This is a genomic window from Streptomyces sp. NPDC002328, from assembly GCF_042890065.1.
Lineage (GTDB): Bacteria > Actinomycetota > Actinomycetes > Streptomycetales > Streptomycetaceae > Streptomyces.
In genome coordinates, this window is the sequence record NZ_JBIARQ010000026.1 from 38,476 (window position 1) to 55,833 (window position 17,358).

The following is a 17,358-nucleotide window of genomic DNA, read 5'->3' on the forward strand; positions in this document are numbered from 1 at the left end:
AGAAGCCGGCCGGGGACCGCGCCGTCCCCGTCGGCTCGGTCGGCAAGGCGGCGGCGGCCTTCTGGCGCCCCGCCCAGGACTCCGGTCGGCCGCATGCTCCGTGCCCGGACGCGGAGTTCCTGACCGGGAGCCGCGGGGCGGGGCCGGCTCAGCCGAGCAGGTCCAGGACGGTGGTCATGGACCTGTTCTGGAGCAGGTAGTCCTCGGCCTCCTGGAGGTGCACGCGCCACAGTTCCTCGGCGGCCTCCGCTCGGCGTGCGGCCACCAGGTCGACGAGCGCTCCGTGGGCGCGGAAGCCCCGGCGGTTGGCGCGGATGTTCTCGGGGCTGCCGGCGTCGAGGTCGACGTGGGACCAGTTGGCCTCGTCGATGATGTGCCTGACCATGCCGTTGAGGACGCCCAGCGTCTCGTTGCCCGCCAGTTCGACGACGAGGGCGTGGAACTCCATGTGGGCGCGGATGAACGCCGACGGGTCGTCCATGAGCGCCTCGGCCTCGGCGACGGCGGCCCTCAGCCGCTCCAGATCCTCGTCGGTGCACCGCTCGGCCAGCAGACCTGCGCACGGGGCCTCGATCACCGTACGGGCGTCGTACACGTCCTTGAGGGTCGTGCCCCGGTGTTCGAGGACCACTCCGGCGTAGCGGGCGGCGACCGTGCCTTCCGGGGTCTGTACCCGTGCCCCGCCCCGGGCGCCCCTGCGCACGCTGATCAGCGACTCCGACTCCAGCACCCGGAACGCCTCGCGCAGCGTCGGCCGGGAGACGGCGAACTCCGCCATCAGCTCGGTCTCGGCAGGCAGCGCCTCGCCCTCCGTCAGCTCCCCGCGCACGATCTTGCGGCGCAGCTGTGCCGCCACCAGCTCGGCCATCTTGGGAACCCGTACCGGCGTGTTCGCCACAGCGCCCATCTCCTTCAGTCGACCGCGTCCGGCACGAAGTACGGCAGTGTGATCTCGTCGGTGAGCGCCCGGAAGTCCACTCGGACGCGCAGACCGACGGCCACACCGTCCGGCTCGCCCGCGTCGACATGGGACAGCAGGGTGCCGCCGTCGTCCAGGTCGATCACCGCCAGCGCGAAGGGCGCGTCGAACCCGGGTCCCGGCGCGCGGTGCACCACGGTCACCGAGTAGACGGTCCCCCGGCCCGCGCTCGGCAGGTACTTCCAGTCCCGTGCCAGGCAGCCGGGGCACGCGGGCTCGGGAACGAAGAAGCGCAGGCCGCACGCCGGGCAGTACGGGACGACCAGGTCGCCGCGCCGGGCCGCGTCCCAGAACGGCCGGGACAGCTCGGTGGGGACGGGTACGGGCCGGTTCATCGCGTCCTCCCGAGCACGCTCATCTCGTAGTGCTGCGCCCCGGATCCTGCGTTGCCGACCACGGCCACCTCCGCGCCCTCGACCTGGTGCACCGCGGTGCCCCGCAACTGCCGTACCGCTTCAACGACTTTGAGGGTCATCTGCTGGGTGCCGTTCCAGGAGTACGCCAGACAGCCGCCGTCCGGATTGACGGGGTGCTTGCCGTCGACGCCGATGGCGCCGCCGGCCGCCAGCGGTCCGCCCTCCCCTTCCCCGCACAGACCGAGGATCTCCAGCTGCCGGATGATCTCGAAGGAGTTGGGGTCGTAGAGGGAGAAGACGTCCACGTCGTGAGGGCTGACGCCGGCCATGGCGTAGGCGCGGGTCGCCGCGTCCCGACCGAGTTGCCCGACCTCGCGGTACAGCGCGGGGTTGGCGTACGCGGCCTGGTGGTACTCCATGCCGCCGCCCAGCACGGCGACGGGCGGGTGGGGCAGGTCGCGGGCGCGTTCGGCGGTCGTCACCACGAGGGCCGCGCCGCCCTCGCCGACGATGCAGCAGTCCAGCAGGTGGAACGGCGTGGCCACCATCCGGGAGGCCAGGACGTCGTCGGCGGTGTACGGGCCGCGGCCGTACATCATCGCCTCGGGGTTGGTGGTGCCGTTGTTGCGGATGGTGGCGGCGACCTCGGCGAGCTGGCGGGAGGTCGTCCCGTACTCGTGCATGTGCCGGGCCGCCACCAGCGCGAACTGGGCGACGACATAGCTGCCCCACACATCGGCGAACTCCAGCGGCACCCCGGCCCCGACCGGACCGGCCCCGCGCGAGACCAGTTTGCAGCCGCCGACGACGACGGTGTCCGCGTATCCGGCGCCGATCGCGGCAGCCGCCTTCAGCAGTCCCCGGGAGCCCGCGTTGTCGAGCATCGAATCGCTGGTCCAGCGCAGGTCCCGGCCGAGCATGCGGGCCCAGGAGCTGCCTTCGCCGGGTACGCCGCCGGGGCCGGGCCAGTCGACCTGGGCGCCGTCGACGTCCGCCGGGGCGAGTCCGGCGTCGGTGATCGCCCCGGTCACCGCTTCGAGGGCGAGGTCCATGGCGTCGCGGTCGGGGAGCGTCAGCGCCTGTTCGGTGGCGTGGACGCCGACGATCACGGGCCGGCGGGGATTCACGACGTCACCGTCCGGCGCCCAGTGTGTCGCCGCCGGGGTAGCCGCCACCGCCGAAGCGCTCGTCGAGCGCCCCATAGTCCTTGGCGAAGTCCTTCGTACGCGGCAGGGATGCGACGAACTCCACCGTCTTCGGCTTCTTGTACGAAGCGATCCGCGTCCGGCAGTGCTCGATGACGTCCGCCGCCGTGATTCCGGCGGTGTCCGGGTGGAGCACCACGACGGCCTTGACGTCCTGGGCCCAGCGCTCGTTGGGTACGCCGATCACGGCGGCCTCCTTCACCGCGGGGTGCGACTCGATGCAGTTCTCCACCTCGGCCGGGAAGATGTTCTCGGCGGCGGACTTGAGCATGCGGGTCGTCGTCCCGAGGAAGCTGATCGTGCCGTCGCTCTCGCGCCGCCCGAGGTCGGTGGTGTGCCACCAGCCGAAGCGGAAGCGCTCCTCGTTGGTCTCGGGCCGGTTCCAGTAGCCGAGGTGCACGAGGTCGCCGCGGACGCAGATCTCGCCGGCCTCGCCGACAGCGCACTCCTCACCGGCGCCGTTCAGGATGCGTACGGCGGTGAAGGGGCCGGGGCGTCCCGCGTTGCCGGCGCCCGTGCCGCCGTAGGCGCCGGTCACGGCGAAGCCGGTCACCTCGGTCTGGCCGTAGCCGCGGCCCTCGCCGCCTCCGTTGCGGGTGAAGCGGCTGGTGTCGGTGGGGACGGTGCCCTGCCACAGCGGGGCGGCGACGCAGGCCCGCAGATGGGAGAGGTCGTGGCCCGCGTCGCTGTTGAGGGCGACGAGTTGGGCGATGGTCGGCGGCATCAGATAGGCGTGGGTGCACTGTTCCGCCGCGAGCAGCGGGAGCAGTTCCTCGGCGACCACGCGGCGGACGATCACGTTCTTGCCGCCGTGGACGAAGGCGGGGACGCCCCAGAACTGGTAGTTGCCGATGTGGAACATCGGCCCGGCGCCCAGGAAGGCGGTCTCCGTGCCGATGTCGCCCATCCAGGCGGCGCTCGCGCCCATGGCGAGCAGGTTGCGGTGGGACAGCATCGAGCCGGACTGCCGCCCGGTGATCGCGGCGGTGTAGATGACGAGGAGAGCCGAGTCCGGGTCGACGTCGGCGACGGCCGGGTCCTCGGGCGCGCCGGACGCCAGAAAGGCTTCGTAGGAGTCCGGACCGGCAGTGCTCTCGACGTCATGCCGGAGCCACAACGCCCGGTGGTCGCTGCCCAGTTCGGCTCGGGCCTTGGCGACCGTGTCGCCGATCTCCTCGTCCTGCCAGACGACGACCTCGGGGTCGAAGTCCTCGACCGCGAAGGCCATCTCCGGGGCGGCCCAGCGCCAGTAGCCGGGGCAGACCATGGCACCGATCTTCGCGGCGGCGCCGAGCAGCTCCCAGATCCGGAAGGAGTTCTGGCCGAGCCACAGGACGCGGTCACCGACGCCCACGCCCGCGTCTGCGAGGGCGTGTGCGAGTCGGTTGGTGCGCTCGTCCAACTGGGGCCAGGTCAGGCGGACTTCGCCGTCGACGAGGGCGACTCCGGTGGGGAAGGACCTTCGGTGCTCACGGATGACGTCGCCGAACGTCAGGCGGCGGGCGGGATGCATGCTCTTGGCTCCAAACGCTTCGGAAGGCTTCAGCAGGTCTTCGGGAGGACTTCGGAAGGTGGGGGTCAGACGCGACCGATCCCGACACCCTTGACGTTGATGAACTCGTCCAGTCCGGCCTTGCCGCCCTCCCGGCCGAACCCGCTGATACCGACCCCGCCGAAGGGCGTGGCGGGTGAAGTGATCGGGTTCGGGCCCGGGTTGACGTAGACCGTGCCGGCCTTCAGACGCGGCACGAGCCGGTTGACGCGCGCGATGTCACGGGACTGGACGTAGGCGGACAGGCCGTACTCGGTGTCGTTGGCGAGGGCGACGGCCTCGTCCTCCGTGTCGAACGGGGTGATGGCCAGGACCGGGCCGAAGATCTCCTGCTGGGCGAGGTCGCTGCGGTTGTCGACGTCCGCGAAGACGGTCGGGGAAACGAACCAGCCGTCGGAGTCGATGCGTTCACCGCCGTACACGAGTCGTCCCGCATCCCCTTCGACCGCCTTGTCGATCACGCCCTGGACGCGGTCGCGGGCGGCCTTGTCGATGACGGGTCCGATGTACGTCGTCGGGTCGAGGGGGTCACCGACGGGCAGCTTGGCCACCACTCCGGCAACGCGGGCCACGACCTCGTCGTAGATCGGCCGCTCGACCAGCAGTCGCGTGGGCAGCGCGCAGCCCTGGCCGGTGTTGCTCATGGCGAAGGCCGCGCAGTACGGGACGACGGTGTCCAGGTCGGTGTCCGCGAAGAGCAGGTTGGCGGACTTGCCGCCGAGCTCGAACACGACGGGCTTGAGGCGCAGTGCCGCGACGGCCATGATGCGGCGGGCGGTGGCGGGACCGCCGGTGAAGGAGATCTTGTCGACGCCGGGGTGGGTGACCAGGGCCGCGCCCGCGTCGCCGAGTCCGGTGACGACGTTGACGACGCCCTCGGGGATGCCTGCCTCGCGGGCCAGGTCGGCGAAGAGCAGCGCGGAGAACGGTGTGGACTCGGCCGGTTTGATGACGACGGTGTTCCCGGCGGCGAGGGACGGCGGGACCTTCATCGCCAGCGACAGGGCGGGCGAGTTCCAGGTGATGATGTGGCCGATGACGCCGTAGGGCTCGGCGATGGTGTACTCGACGTTCTCGTGGGGGCTGTAGGCGGCGCCGACCATGCCCTCGATCTTGTCGGCCCAGCCGGCGTAGTACTCGGTCCACTCGGCGACGTGGGGGCCGACGTTCTCCGCCCAGCCGCCGACACAGACGCCGTTCTCCAGCGGGCAGATCGCCGCGAAGTCGGGGATGTGGTCGCGCAGGAGCCCTGCGAAGCGGGTGAGGAGCCGGCGGCGTTCGGCGGGGCGCATGGCGCCCCACACCTCGAAGGCCTGGCGGGCGGCGGCGACGGCCCGGTCCACCTCGGCGGGGCCCGCGAGCGGGATGTGGGCCTGGACCAGGCCGGTCGCGGGGTTGCGGTGCTCGTACTGTCCGCCGCTCGTGTCGGTGACGTCCTTGCCGCCGATGACCAGCCGCGGCTGCGGAAGGTCGTGCTCGGCTCTTTCCTGGTGCAGCTTCACATCGACCGTGACCACGGTGCCTCCCGGAGCCCGCTGCCATCCCACCCTTACAGCTTAAATAGATAACCTATTTAGCCGAACCAATCAATGCCTGTCACAGCCCCCGGTCACAGCCCCCGGTCACAGCCCCATCCCACAATCCCTCTGTCACAGCCCCAGCGACCGCCCGATGATCTCCTGCATGATCTCCGAGGTCCCGCCGAACACCCGCTGCACCCGGCTGTCCCGCCAGATCCGCGCGATCTCGTACTCGTTGACGTAGCCGTAGCCACCGAAGAGCTGCATACAGCGGTCGATGACCTCCCAGCCGGTCTCGGAGGTCCAGTACTTGGCCGCCGCTGCCTCTTCCGGCGTCAACTCACCCTGGAACAGGGCCATGATGCAGCCGTCGACATAGACGCGGGCGGCGCTCAGCTTCGCCTTGCTGTCGGCAAGGGCGAACCGGTTGGCCTGGAACTGCCCGATCGGCCGCCCGAAGGCCGTGCGGGTCCTGGCGTACTCCAGCGCCAGTTCACAGGCCCGTTCGGCCGCCGCCAGCGAGGAGACGGCGATGGCGAGGCGCTCGGTCGGGAGGTTGCCCATCATGTGGTAGAAACCGCGCCCCTCCTGCCCGATGAGGTTCTCGGCGGGGACGCGGACCTCGCGGAAGAAGAGTTCGGCGGTGTCCTGGGCCTTCATCCCGACCTTGTCGAGCTTGCGTCCACGCTCGAAGCCCTCGGTGCCGCGCTCGACGACGATCAGGCTGATGCCCCTGTGGCCGGCGTTCGGGTCGGTCTTGCAGGCGACGATGACCAGGTCGGCCAGGATGCCGTTGGTGATGAACGTCTTGGAGCCGTCGATCACCCACTCGTCGCCGTCCCGCCGGGCGGTGGTGCGGATGCCCTTGAGATCGGACCCCGCGGACGGCTCCGACAGCGCGAGCGCGCAGATCGTCTCGCCGCTGACCACTCCGGGCAGCCAGCGCGCCTTCTGCTCCGGGTTGGTGAGGGTCGCCAGATAGGGCGGTATGACGTCGTTCTGCAGCCCGAGTCCGATCCCGACGGAGCCGGTGGCCGCCATCTCCTCCGCCATGATCGCGTTGTAGCGGAAGTCCCAGATCCCCTGACCGCCGTACTCCTCGGGGAACTGCCAGCCGATGAGCCCGGCCTTGCCCGCCGCCGCCCAGGCGGCGCGGCTCACCTGCCCGTCCCGCTCCCACTCCTCGGCGTACGGGGCGCATTCCCGCAGGTAGTAGGCGCGGGCGGTCTCGCGGAACTGGTCGTGTTCCGCGGTGAAGATCGTACGGCGCATGCTCATCTCCACTCAGGCATCTCGCTTATTTAGCTGAAGTAGTTATACGATAGCGCTGTATCGAGGGCTGGGCGAGGGAGGGCGCGTGAGCGTACGGGACAAGGTGGCACTCGTCACCGGAGCGGGCCGCGGCATCGGCGAGGCGATCGCCGACGCGCTGGCCGCCGCCGGAGCCTCGGTCGCGGTCTGCGACCTGGACGCCGAGGCCGCCGGGAAGGTCGCGGCCCGACTCGCCGAGCGGTACGGAGTGCGCGCCGCCGGAATCGGCACGGACATCTCCGACAGCGCGGCCGTACGGGCCGCCGTGGACCGGGTGAGCGCCGAACTCGGTCCCGTGGACGTCCTGGTCAACAACGCGGCCGTCGATGTCATCGGACGGTTCGTCGACAGCACCGAGGACGTCTGGGACCGGATCATCGCCGTCAACCTGCGCGGGACGATCACGGTGACCCGGGCCGTGCTCGACCCGATGATCGAGCGCGGCGGCGGCAGGATCGTCCACATCGCCTCGGACGCCGGCCGGGTCGGCTCCTCCGGCGAGGTCGTGTACTCAGCGACCAAGGGCGGCGTCATCGCCTTCGGCAAGGCACTCGCCCGCGAGGTCGCCCGGCACGGCATCACCGTGAACAGCGTCTGCCCTGGGCCGACCGAGACCGCGCTGCTCGGGCAGGTCGCCGAGTACAGCCAGAAGATGTACGACGCGACCGTACGGGCCATCCCGCTGCGCCGCGTCGCGCAGCCGAGCGAGATCGCCGGTGTGGTGGCGTTCCTCGCGTCCGACGACGCCGCCTATCTGACCGGGCAGACGCTCTCGGTCAGCGGCGGCCTCACGATGGTCTGAGGTGAGCACCGTGCTGCGTGTCGAACTCCGCGACGGACTCGCCGTGTTGACCCTCGACCGGCCGGGGCGGCTCAATGCCGTGGACTCCGAGACCGTGGACCGGCTCACCCGGGCACTGATCGACGTACGCGACGACGACGACGTACGCGCCCTGGTCGTGACCGGTGCGGGCCGGGCCTTCTCGGCCGGTGCCGACCTCGGCGAGATCGAGTCGTTCACCTCGCCCGGGCAGTTCCGTGACTTCGTGGGGCGACTGACGGATGCGTACGCGCTCCTGGAGGACTTCCCCAAGCCTTCCGTCGCGGCCGTGCACGGGTTCGCCTTCGGCGGCGGTCTGGAGCTGGCGCTCGCCTGCGATCTGCGGGTGGCGGAGCGGGGCGCCCGGCTCGGGCTGCCGGAGATGAAGCTCGGCGTCCTGCCGGGTGCGGGCGGGACACAGCGGCTGCCGCGTCTCCTGCCGCCGGCGGTCGCGAAGCAGATGATCCTCACCGGCGAACCGATCGACGCGGAACGCGCGCACACGCTCGGGCTCGTCAACGAACTGGCCGAGCCCGGTGAGGTGTTGAGCGTCGCCGAGAAGCTGGCCGCCTCGCTTACGGCCGGTGCTCCGCTGGCACTCGCGGCCGGCAAGCGGCTGATCGACCACGGGCTGGACATGGGTCTGGAGGCGGCGATCTCGTACGAGCGCGAAACCGTCTCCGTGCTGTTCTCCACCGAGGACCGGGCCGAGGGGCTGAAGGCCTTCCGGGAGCGCCGCCCCGGCGACTTCCGTGGCGTATAGCAGGCGCACAGCAGGCGTACCGGGCAGCGAAACAGGGAGGTGGGCCGTGCGGCCACTGGAGGGCATTTCCGTCGTCGAGCTGGGCATGTGGGTGGCGGCACCGGCCGCGGCCACCATGCTCGCCGACTGGGGCGCGGAGGTGGTGAAGGTGGAGGCGCCGACCGGCGACCCCAACCGGTACACGCTCAGGCACGTCGGTCAGGACATCGACAGCGCGCCCCCGTTCGAGACCGACAACCGCGGCAAGCGCGGGATCGTCCTCGACCTTCGCTCGGAGGAGGGCAAGGACGTCCTGGAGCGGCTGCTGGAACGCGCCGACGTGTTCGTCACCAACCTGCGCCCCGGCGCCCTGGAGCGGCTGGGGCTGGCACCGGACGAGCTGCGTACCCGTCATCCCCGCCTGGTCGTCGGCACGTTGACCGGTTACGGCTGGACGGGCGCCGAGCGCGACCGGGCCGGGTACGACGTCTCCGCGTTCTGGGCCCGCCCCGGCATCGCCGCGATGCTCAACCCGGCCGGGGAGCCGCCGCCCGGCATCCGGCCCGGTCTGGGTGACCGAACGGCCGCGTCCAACCTGGTGGCCGGAGTGCTGGCGGCCCTGCTGCGCCGGGCACGCACCGGCGAGGGCGGCGTCGTCGATGTGTCGCTGCTCCGCTCCGGGACGTACGCCAACGGCAACGACCTCGCCCTGCAGAACTTCTTCGGCAGGCGCGGCCGTACCCGTCATCGCACCGAACACGAGTCCCCGCTCTACAACAGCTACCGCGCCGCCGACGACCGCTGGTTCTGGCTCGTCGGTCTGGAAGGCAACCGGCACTGGCCCGGTGTCGTCAGGGCACTCGGCCGCGCGGACCTGGAGACGGACGAACGGTTCGCGACCGGCAGGGCCCGGCGCGGGCACGTACGCGAGCTGATCGCCGAGTTCGACGCGGAGTTCGCCGAGCGGCCGCTGGACGAGTGGGCGGAGCGGTTCGACGCCGAGGGCGTGTGGTGGGCACCCGTACAGACCCTGGCGGAGGTCTCGGCCGATCCGCAGGCGGAGGCCGTGGGGGCGTTCGTCGAACAGCCCGGCATGGGTGACGCGCCGACCCTGCGAACCGTCGCGACTCCCGTCAGTTTCTGGGGAGTCGACGACAAACCGCGCTCCGGCGCGCCGACACTCGGCGAGCACACCGACGACGTACTCCGCGAACTTCACTGACATCCCCTTACAGCAGGAGGCAGGACCGTGGGCATCCTCGACGGCAAAGTCGCCATCGTGACCGGCGGTGGCAGAGGGCTGGGCCGGGCGCACTGTCTGGCCCTCGCCGAGGCCGGCGCGACCGTGGTCGTGAACGACCTCGGCTCCGGCGTGCACGGCGAGCAGACCGGCGACTCCCCCGCCGACGACGTGGTCACCGAGATCACCGAGCTCGGCGGCCGGGCGGTCGCCGACCACGCCTCGGTGACGGACTGGACGGCCACCGAGGCGATGGTGGCGAACACCGTAGCGGAGTTCGGGCGTCTCGACATCGTCGTGAACAACGCGGGCATCGTGCGCGACCGGATGCTGTTCTCGATGAGCGAGGCCGAGTTCGACGCCGTGATCGCGGTGCATCTGAAAGGCACCTTCGCGCTCACCCGGCACGCGTGCGCGTACTGGCGCGAGGCGTTCAAGCGGGGTGAACGGGTCGCCGGCCGCGTGATCAACACGACGTCCGGGACCGGCCTGTTCGGCAACCAGGGGCAGTCCAACTACGGTGCCGCGAAGGCCGGGACGGCGGGGCTCACCGTCCTCACAGCGCTGGAGATGCGCCGGTACGGCGTCACCGCGAACGCCATCTCACCGATCGCGGCGACCCGGATGACGGACGGGCTGGCCGTCGGCGAGTCCCTCCAGGCCGTCGACGGTTTCGATCCGCGTGATCCGGCCAACGCCTCCGGTGTCGTGGTCTATCTGGCCTCCGACAGCTCGGCCTGGCTGACCGGCCAGGTCCTGCGCATCGAGGGCAACCGGCTGAACCGGCTTCAGGGCTGGACCGTCGCGGGCGTACACCCCAGCGAGTCCGGCAAGGCCCTGACGTACGACGAACTCGTCGACGCCGTACCGCGGTTGTACGGGGCCGTACCGGCGGGCCGGGCCACGGGAGCCGGCCAGTGAAGGGCCACGACGCCGCCGCTCTCGTGCTGCGCGCGACGCTCGGCCCGATGCTCTTCGCGCACGGCTGGAACAAGGTCGCCGGGCCGGGCGGACTCAAGGGCACGACGGGCTGGTTCGAGGCGCTCGGTCTCGAACCGGCCGAGGTGCACGCCCGTATGGCGGCCGGCACCGAGATGGCGGCGGGCGTGGGAATCGCCCTCGGCGCCGCCAACCCGCTTCCCGCTGCGGCGGCCGTCGGACTGATGGCCGTGGCGGCCCGCACCGACCACCGAGGCAAGGGCTTCTTCGTCTTCAAGGGCGGCTGGGAGTACGCAGGCGTCGTGGGCGGCGCGGCTGTCGCGCTGGCGGCGCTGGGAAACGGCCGGTACTCGCTGGACGGGCTCGCGCGACGCCAACGCTCGGGCCTGGGGCCCGCGTTGCTGGCCGCCGGCCTCGGCACGGCGAGCGCGGCGGCACTGCTGGCGGTGTGCTACCGGCCCGACGACGAGAAGCCGAACGAGACAGACGAGTGACGGGCTGCGAGTGATGGGCAAGGGAGAGCGCATGGAGGCGGAGGACTTCACAGCGGTGCTGTCGGAGGTCCGGCGATTCGTCCGGGAACGCGTCGTGCCGTTGGAGGCGGAGATCGACGAGAAGGACGAGATGCCGTCCGGCATCCGCGAGACGGCGAAGAAGATGGGCCTCTTCGGCTTCGCACTGCCCGAGGAGTACGGCGGCCTCGGCCTGTCGATGTACGAGGAGGCCCAGTTGATGTTCGAGCTGGGCTACACGACCCCGTCGCTGCGGTCCATGTTCGGCACCAACAACGGTATCGCCGGACATGTCCTCATGGTCGGCGGCACTGAGGAGCAGAAGGCCTCGTGGCTGCCCCGGATCGCCTCCGGCGAGGTGCTGGCGTCGTTCGCGCTCACCGAGCCGGACGCTGGTTCGGACCCCTCGACGCTGACGACGCGGGCCCATCGGGACGGGGACGAGTGGGTGATTCACGGAGCCAAGCGGTACATCACCAACGCCCCGCTCGCCGACGTCTTCATGGTCTTCGCCCGCACCGACCCGGACGCCCCGCGCACCCGAGGCATCTCCACCTTCCTGGTCCCGGCCGGCACCCCGGGCCTCACCGTGGCTCCCAGGGACCACAAGATGGGCCAGTTCGGCGCGTGGACGGCGGACGTGTACTTCGACGACGTCCGGGTCCCGGCCGAGGCCCTGGTCGGCGGCGAGGAGACAGGCCTCAACCAGGGCTTCGGCACCGCGATGGGCTGTATCGCGCACGGCCGGGTGCACATCTCCGCGCTGATGGTCGGCATGGCCGAGCGCCTGGTCGACGAGTCGGTGGCGTATGCGAGCACCCGCAGACAGTCCGGGAAGCTCATCGGCTCCTTCCAACTGGTCCAGGGGCTGATCGCGGATGCGCAGACGGACTACTACGCAGGCCGCGCCACGGTCCTGGAGGCCGCCCGCGCCTTCGACGCCGGTACGGACACCAAGATCGGCCCGTCCTGCACCAAGTACTTCGCCAGCGAGATGGTCTGGCGGGTCGCGGACCGCGCGGTGCAGATCCACGGAGGCGCGGGCTATATGCGCGGGGTCGCCGTCGAGCGCTTCTACCGCGATGCCCGGCTGTTCCGCATCTACGAGGGCACCAGCCAGATCCAGCAGGTCATCATCGCGAAGGCGCTGCTGGGCGAGGCGGCGCGCGGCTGAGCAGTACGACGATGAGGGCCCCGGAGAATCTCCGGGGCCCTTCGCCACGCACGGATCGTCAGATACCGAGTTGTCAGATACCGAGCCGGTCCAGCAGCCGCTCGTGATACACGGCCGGGCCCCCGAAGAGCAGTTGGGAGGACTTGGCGCGGCGGAAGTACAGATGGGCCGGGTGCTCCCAGGTGAAGCCGATGCCGCCGTGGACCTGGATGTTCTCCATGGCGGCGAACATGTACGCCCGTGAGCAGCTCGCGTGCGCCACCGCCGAGGCGACGGGGAAGTCCGCGGCGCCCTCGGCCGCCAGCAGCGCCGCCTCCCTCGACGCGGCCTCCGCCAGTTCCACCTGGACGAGCATGTCGGCGCACTTGTGCTTGACCGCCTGGAAGGAGCCGATCGGCCGACCGAACTGGTGCCGGACGCGGGCGTGTTCCGCGCTCATCTCAAGGCACCGGCGTGCCCCGCCCGCCTGTTCGGCGGCCAGGCCCACCGAGGCGATGTCGAGGACCTTGGCCATGATCCGCCCGCCGGCTCCGTCCGTGCCCACGAGCGTCGCGGGCGCGGTGTCGAACGTCAGCCGGGCCATGGCCCTGGTGGCGTCGAGGGTCTCCATCGCCTCGGCCGTCACTCCGGCGGAACTCCGCTCCACCGTGAAGAAGGACGGACCGGCGACGGTACGGGCGACCACGACGACCAGATCGGCCGTCGTACCGTCGATCACGAAGGACTTGCGACCGCTCAGCCGCCAGCCGCCGTCCCCGTCCGGCACCGCGCGTGCGGTGACGAGGGCGGGGTCCCAGGCCCCGTCGTCCTCGGCGACCGCCAGGGTCGCGGTGGTCCGCCCGGCGGCGACGCCGGGGAGATGACGCGCACAGGCCTCCTTGTCGCCGGAGGCCAGCAGGGCCTGGACGGCGAGTACGACCGTCGAGAAGAAGGGCGAGCAGAGCAGGGCGCGGCCCATCTCCTCCAGGACGACGCCGAGTTCGACCGGGCCGAAGCCGTCGCCGCCGTACTCCTCCGGGATCACCAGGCTCGGCAGCCGCAGTTGGCCGGCGGCCTGGGACCAGACGTCGGGGTCGAAGCGCGGCTCGCTCTCCATGAGCTTGCGCACGGCCTCCTCGGGCGACTTGGCTTCCAGGAACTCCCGTACGGAGGACCGGAGTTCCTTCAGTCCGCTCTCGTCGACGCTGATTCGCGTACTCACGCCCGTGCCTCCTTCGGCAGACCGAGGACCCGTTCCGCGAGGATGTTCTTCATGATCTCCTCGGTGCCGCCGAGGATGCGCAACGCCGGGGTGGCGAGGAGGAGTTCGGACCAGGCGTACGTGCCCCACCTGCCGGTGTCGGCGATCAGGCGGGGGCCGAGGCAGTCCGCGACGAAGTGAGCGGCCCTGGTGAGGTTCTGACCGTACATCAGCTTGGCGACGGACCTCTCGGGGCCGGGCGCGTTGCCCGCCCGCAGGGTGCGCTGAGCGCGGGCGTTGAGGTAGCCCGTGGCCAGGGCGTCCACCAGGAGTTCGGCGAGGCGGGCGCGCAGGGCGCGGTCGTCCCAGGTCCAGGTGGCGCGCATGAGCGCCGCGAGATGGTCGGGAGAGAGGGCGGCCGCCACCGGGCCGGCGCCCTCCGTGGCCACCGCGTTGCGCTCGTTCATCAGGGTGGTCAGGGCGACGGTCCAGCCGCCGTCGACCGCGCCGAGCCGGTGGTCGTCGGGGATGCGTACGTCGGTGAGGAAGACCTCGTTGAAGTCGGCGCCGCCGGTCATCTGCCGCAGGGGCCGGACCTCGACTCCTGGGGCGTCCATGGGAACGAGGAAGGCCGTGATGCCGCGGTGCTTGGGCGCGTCCGGGTCGGTACGGGTCAGCGCCAGGCCGATCTCGCTGTGCTGGGCGACCGAGGTCCACACCTTCTGCCCGTTGAGCACCCAGTCTCCCCCACTCTCGGCTGCGCTCGAGCGGGAGGTGCCCCCATCCTCCCGGACAGCCCGGGTCGCCACGCTCGCCAGGTCGGACCCCGCGCCGGGCTCGCTGAACAGCTGGCAGGCGATGGCGTCCCCGCGGTACATCGCGGGCAACCAGCGTTCCCGGATGCGGGGCTGGGCGTGGGCCAGGATCGTCGGCCCGATCATGCCCAGGCCGATCACGCTGAGCACCCCGGTGTCGGCGACGTCGTACTCCGACTCGATGGCGTCGTAGAGCAGGTCGTGGACGGGGGTCAGGCCCCGGCCGCCGTACTCCTCCGGTCCCGTGATCCAGCCGAAGCCGTTCTCGTGGCGGACGCGCTGCCATTCCCTGGCCCGCCGCACGAACTCCCGTTCCTCCTCCGGCGGAAGGCTGCTGAAGTACGCCATCGAGTCGTCGCCCTCGCCCCAGGTCGGGGCGGTGCGGTCGGGGGCCTTCGCCACGTGCGCGTCGAGAAAGCGGCGCACCTCGGCGGCGAAGTCCTGCATGTCCTGGTCCATGAGCCTGTTCCCTCAGGTCGAGAGGATCGTCACCGCCGACGCGCCGGGCGCGCCGTACAGATGGGTGTAGCCGACGCGGGGTGTGCCGGGCATCTGACGCGTGCCCGCCGTGCCCCGCAACTGGAGCACGATCTCGTGGATCTGGCGCAGTCCGGACGCGCCGATCGGCTCACCGTTGCCGAGCAGGCCGCCGTCGGTGTTGACCGGGAGCCGGCCGCCGATCTCGGTGGCGCCTTCGGCGATGAGGCGCTCCTGCTCGCCGTCCTTGCAGAGACCGTTCTCGGCCATGTGGATGATCTCCGACCCGGCGTCGGTGTCCTGGAGCTGGGCGACGTCGATGTCCTCCGGGCCGATGCCCGCGAGTTCGTACGCCGCGCGGGAGGCGTCCACGGTCGGGCTCTCGACGGCCTCCCCGACCGGGAACGACGGGCTCTGCACCTCGAAGGCGCCGAGCCGGCGGCTGCGCAGGGCGGTGGAGCGGACCCTTACCGGTTTCCCCGTGTACTTGTGCGCCTGGTCGGCCCGGCACAGCACCAGGGCTGCGGCGCCCTCGTTCGGGCCGCAGTACATGAACTGGCGGAGAGGGTAGTTCAAAACCGGGGAGGCGAGGACCTCCTCGGGTGTGAGGGACGTCCGGCGCCAGGCCTTCTCGTTCCCGGCCGCGTTGCGGAAGTTCTTCGAGGCCACTCGGGCGAGCGTCTCGTGGGAGATGCCGTGGTCGTGCATATAGCGGTTGATCTTCATGCCGAAGAAGTGGGTGGTGAGGAAGAGCCCGGTCTGCCCGTACCAGGAGGGGATGCCGGCCACGGACGGATCGGCGGCGAAGGCACCGCGGGGGTGCTTGTCGAGGCCGATCGCGACGGTCAGGTCGTGTTCGCCGGTCTCGATGGCTCGGGCGGCCAGTGCCACGGCCGTACCGGCCGTCGCGCAGCCGTTGAACACGCCGCGCAGCGGGATGCCGGTGAGGCCGAGCCTGCCGACGATCGCGTCCGGGTTGGCGACCTCGTAGCTGCCGATGTAACCGCCCTGAATCTGCGGCCAGTTGGCGCCCGCGTCGGCGAGTGCGAGCCGTACGGCGTCCGCGCCCATGTCGAGTGCGGGCTTTCCGGGGAACCGGCCGAAGGGGTGCAGCCCCACACCGATGATGACGGCCTCGGTCACGATGTCTCCTCGTCGGGCTGGGCGGGCTCTTCGGCCGGGGTGAACGCGAACGTCATGATCTCGGTGCCGTCGTCGAGCACGGTGCAGGGAACGAGCGTCAGCCGCATCTCCTGCCCGATCCTGAGCCTGTCCGGGTCGGGCTCGGTGAGGCGGGCCTCGACCAGCAGTTCGCCGGGAAGCTCGATGTAGCCGACCGAGTAGGGCTCGAAGGCCGCCGGGCCGTCGTACGGCGGGGACGGCGGGCGGAAGTCCTGGGTCGTGTACGTCCACAGCGTGCCGCGGTCGGCAAGCAGCCGTTCCTTCGACTCCGTGCTCGCGCACCGGACGCAGTCGGAGGCCGCCGGGAAGCTCACCAGACCGCAGGCCGTGCACTCGGAGCCGATCAGCCGAAGGGGCGCGGAGTCACCGGGCGGCCAGGTGAACAGGCCCTCGGCGACCGGCCGTCGCGTCGTCGATGTCATCTCACGCCCCGTTCCGGTTGCCCAGGGCATCGGCGTTGGGAGCCGCCTTGGCCACCAGGTTGGGGACGACGGAGGTCAGTTCCTCCGGTGTCCACCGCGACTCGGCACTCGCGCCGGGGCCGTTGACCCAGCCCTCCAGTACGGTGATCCGGTTGCCTACGACGCCGAACACCCGGCCGGTGACCTCGCGCGAGGCGGCCGAGCCGAGCCAGACGACGAGTGGTGAGATGGCCTCGGGGGTGAGGTCCTGGTCCTCGGCGGCCCGTTTCATCATCTCGATGTCCTCGGTCAGCCGGGTGAGCGCGGTCGGCGCGATGGCGTTCACCGTCACGCCGTAGCGGGCGAGTTCGGCGGCGGCGATGAGGGTGAGGCTCGCGATGCCGGCCTTGGCGGAGCCGTAGTTGGACTGTCCGGGGTTGCCGAAGACGCCGGACGGAGAGGTCGTGTTGATGACCCGGGCGTCGTTGTCGTGACCGGACTTGGCGCGCTCCCTCCAGTACGCGGCGGCATGGTGCAGGGTGGCGAAACCGCCCTTGAGATGGACGGCGAGCACGCTGTCCCAGTCCTGCTCGGTCATCGACACGATCATCCGGTCGCGCAGGATGCCGGCGTTGTTGACCAGCACGTCCAGGCCGGCGTAGGTGTCCACGGCCTGCTGGACGAGCCGGCCCGCGCCGTCCCAGGTGGAGATGTCGTCCGTGTTGGCCACGGCCTCACCGCCGGCCGCGACGATCTCGTCCACCACACTCTGGGCGGGCCCGGCCGAGGCACCCGCCCCGTCGCGCGAGCCGCCCAGGTCGTTGACCACGACCTTCGCCCCGTGCGCGGCGAACGCCAGGGCGTGCGCCCGGCCGATCCCGTTGCCGGCGCCCGTGACGACCACGACCCGGCCGTCGACGACTCCGTCGACCGCTTCTTCAGACATCCTCAGC

17 protein-coding genes are annotated in these 17,358 nt (G+C 71.1%); 6 read left to right on the forward strand and 11 right to left on the reverse strand.

The annotated features are described in order from the left end of the window. Positions 1-148: 148 nt before the first annotated feature. The 6 genes from ACFYX4_RS37290 to ACFYX4_RS37315 all read right to left on the reverse strand — a co-directional run bounded on the left by ACFYX4_RS37290 (position 149) and on the right by ACFYX4_RS37315 (position 6,884). A complete protein-coding gene (locus ACFYX4_RS37290) occupies positions 149-907 on the reverse strand; it encodes a FadR/GntR family transcriptional regulator (RefSeq protein ID WP_389343577.1) in 759 nt (252 codons plus the stop codon). A gap of 5 nt (positions 908-912) precedes the next feature. Further along, positions 913-1,314, reverse strand: coding sequence for a Zn-ribbon domain-containing OB-fold protein (locus tag ACFYX4_RS37295; RefSeq protein WP_389343580.1), 402 nt, complete (start codon positions 1,312-1,314; stop codon positions 913-915). Beyond that, entirely contained in the window at positions 1,311-2,462 is a 1,152-nt protein-coding gene (locus ACFYX4_RS37300) for a thiolase family protein (RefSeq protein WP_389343583.1), read from the reverse strand. The genes ACFYX4_RS37295 and ACFYX4_RS37300 overlap by 4 nt, the downstream gene beginning before the upstream one ends. A 4-nt stretch (positions 2,463-2,466) precedes the next feature. Next, positions 2,467-4,053: an AMP-binding protein gene (locus ACFYX4_RS37305; RefSeq protein ID WP_389343586.1), complete on the reverse strand. Its 1,587-nt coding sequence runs from the start codon at positions 4,051-4,053 to the stop codon at positions 2,467-2,469. A 65-nt stretch (positions 4,054-4,118) separates the two neighbouring features. Further along, positions 4,119-5,609, reverse strand: coding sequence for an aldehyde dehydrogenase family protein (locus ACFYX4_RS37310; RefSeq protein WP_389343589.1), 1,491 nt, complete (start codon positions 5,607-5,609; stop codon positions 4,119-4,121). Between the two features lie 132 nt (positions 5,610-5,741). Then, positions 5,742-6,884: an acyl-CoA dehydrogenase family protein gene (locus ACFYX4_RS37315; RefSeq protein ID WP_389343592.1), complete on the reverse strand. Its 1,143-nt coding sequence runs from the start codon at positions 6,882-6,884 to the stop codon at positions 5,742-5,744. A gap of 85 nt (positions 6,885-6,969) precedes the next feature. On the opposite strand from ACFYX4_RS37315, the gene ACFYX4_RS37320 reads away from it, so the two are divergent. From ACFYX4_RS37320 to ACFYX4_RS37345, 6 genes are read left to right on the forward strand one after another with little or no spacing between them, the layout of a single operon-like run. Further along, positions 6,970-7,725: an SDR family NAD(P)-dependent oxidoreductase gene (locus tag ACFYX4_RS37320; protein WP_389343595.1), complete on the forward strand. Its 756-nt coding sequence runs from the start codon at positions 6,970-6,972 to the stop codon at positions 7,723-7,725. A gap of 1 nt (position 7,726) precedes the next feature. After that, a complete protein-coding gene (locus ACFYX4_RS37325) occupies positions 7,727-8,506 on the forward strand; it encodes an enoyl-CoA hydratase/isomerase family protein (RefSeq protein WP_389343598.1) in 780 nt (259 codons plus the stop codon). Between the two features lie 46 nt (positions 8,507-8,552). After that, positions 8,553-9,707 (forward strand): CaiB/BaiF CoA transferase family protein, encoded by a 1,155-nt coding sequence (locus ACFYX4_RS37330; protein ID WP_389343601.1) that lies wholly within the window; start codon positions 8,553-8,555, stop codon positions 9,705-9,707. A 27-nt stretch (positions 9,708-9,734) separates the two neighbouring features. Continuing rightward, positions 9,735-10,646 carry an SDR family NAD(P)-dependent oxidoreductase gene (locus ACFYX4_RS37335; protein WP_389343604.1) on the forward strand — a complete coding sequence of 304 codons (912 nt, stop codon included), beginning with the start codon at positions 9,735-9,737 and terminating at the stop codon, positions 10,644-10,646. Next, positions 10,643-11,158, forward strand: a complete 516-nt coding sequence (locus ACFYX4_RS37340) for a DoxX family protein (RefSeq protein ID WP_389343607.1) — start codon at positions 10,643-10,645, stop codon at positions 11,156-11,158. Before ACFYX4_RS37335 ends, ACFYX4_RS37340 begins: the two co-directional genes overlap by 4 nt. Before the next feature lie 31 nt (positions 11,159-11,189). Next, on the forward strand, positions 11,190-12,350 hold the full coding sequence (locus ACFYX4_RS37345) for an acyl-CoA dehydrogenase family protein (RefSeq protein WP_389343610.1): 1,161 nt from the start codon (positions 11,190-11,192) through the stop codon (positions 12,348-12,350). Positions 12,351-12,423: 73 nt separating this feature from the next. On the opposite strand, the gene ACFYX4_RS37350 is transcribed toward ACFYX4_RS37345, so the two are convergent. Genes ACFYX4_RS37350 through ACFYX4_RS37370 form a run of 5 tightly spaced genes read right to left on the reverse strand, consistent with a single transcriptional unit; the run spans position 12,424 to position 17,351 of the window. Continuing rightward, a complete protein-coding gene (locus ACFYX4_RS37350; RefSeq protein ID WP_389343724.1) occupies positions 12,424-13,539 on the reverse strand; it encodes an acyl-CoA dehydrogenase family protein in 1,116 nt (371 codons plus the stop codon). An 8-nt stretch (positions 13,540-13,547) separates the two neighbouring features. Next, entirely contained in the window at positions 13,548-14,804 is a 1,257-nt protein-coding gene (locus tag ACFYX4_RS37355; RefSeq protein WP_389343613.1) for an acyl-CoA dehydrogenase family protein, read from the reverse strand. 12 nt (positions 14,805-14,816) lie between these two features. Next, entirely contained in the window at positions 14,817-15,965 is a 1,149-nt protein-coding gene (locus ACFYX4_RS37360) for a thiolase family protein (RefSeq protein ID WP_389343616.1), read from the reverse strand. Beyond that, the gene (locus ACFYX4_RS37365; protein ID WP_389343619.1) at positions 15,962-16,426 is read right to left on the reverse strand and encodes a Zn-ribbon domain-containing OB-fold protein; all 465 of its coding nucleotides are present in this window, start codon (positions 16,424-16,426) and stop codon (positions 15,962-15,964) included. Before ACFYX4_RS37365 ends, ACFYX4_RS37360 begins: the two co-directional genes overlap by 4 nt. 1 nt (position 16,427) lies before the next feature. Beyond that, entirely contained in the window at positions 16,428-17,351 is a 924-nt protein-coding gene (locus ACFYX4_RS37370; RefSeq protein WP_389343622.1) for an SDR family oxidoreductase, read from the reverse strand. Between the last annotated feature and the right edge of the window lie 7 nt (positions 17,352-17,358).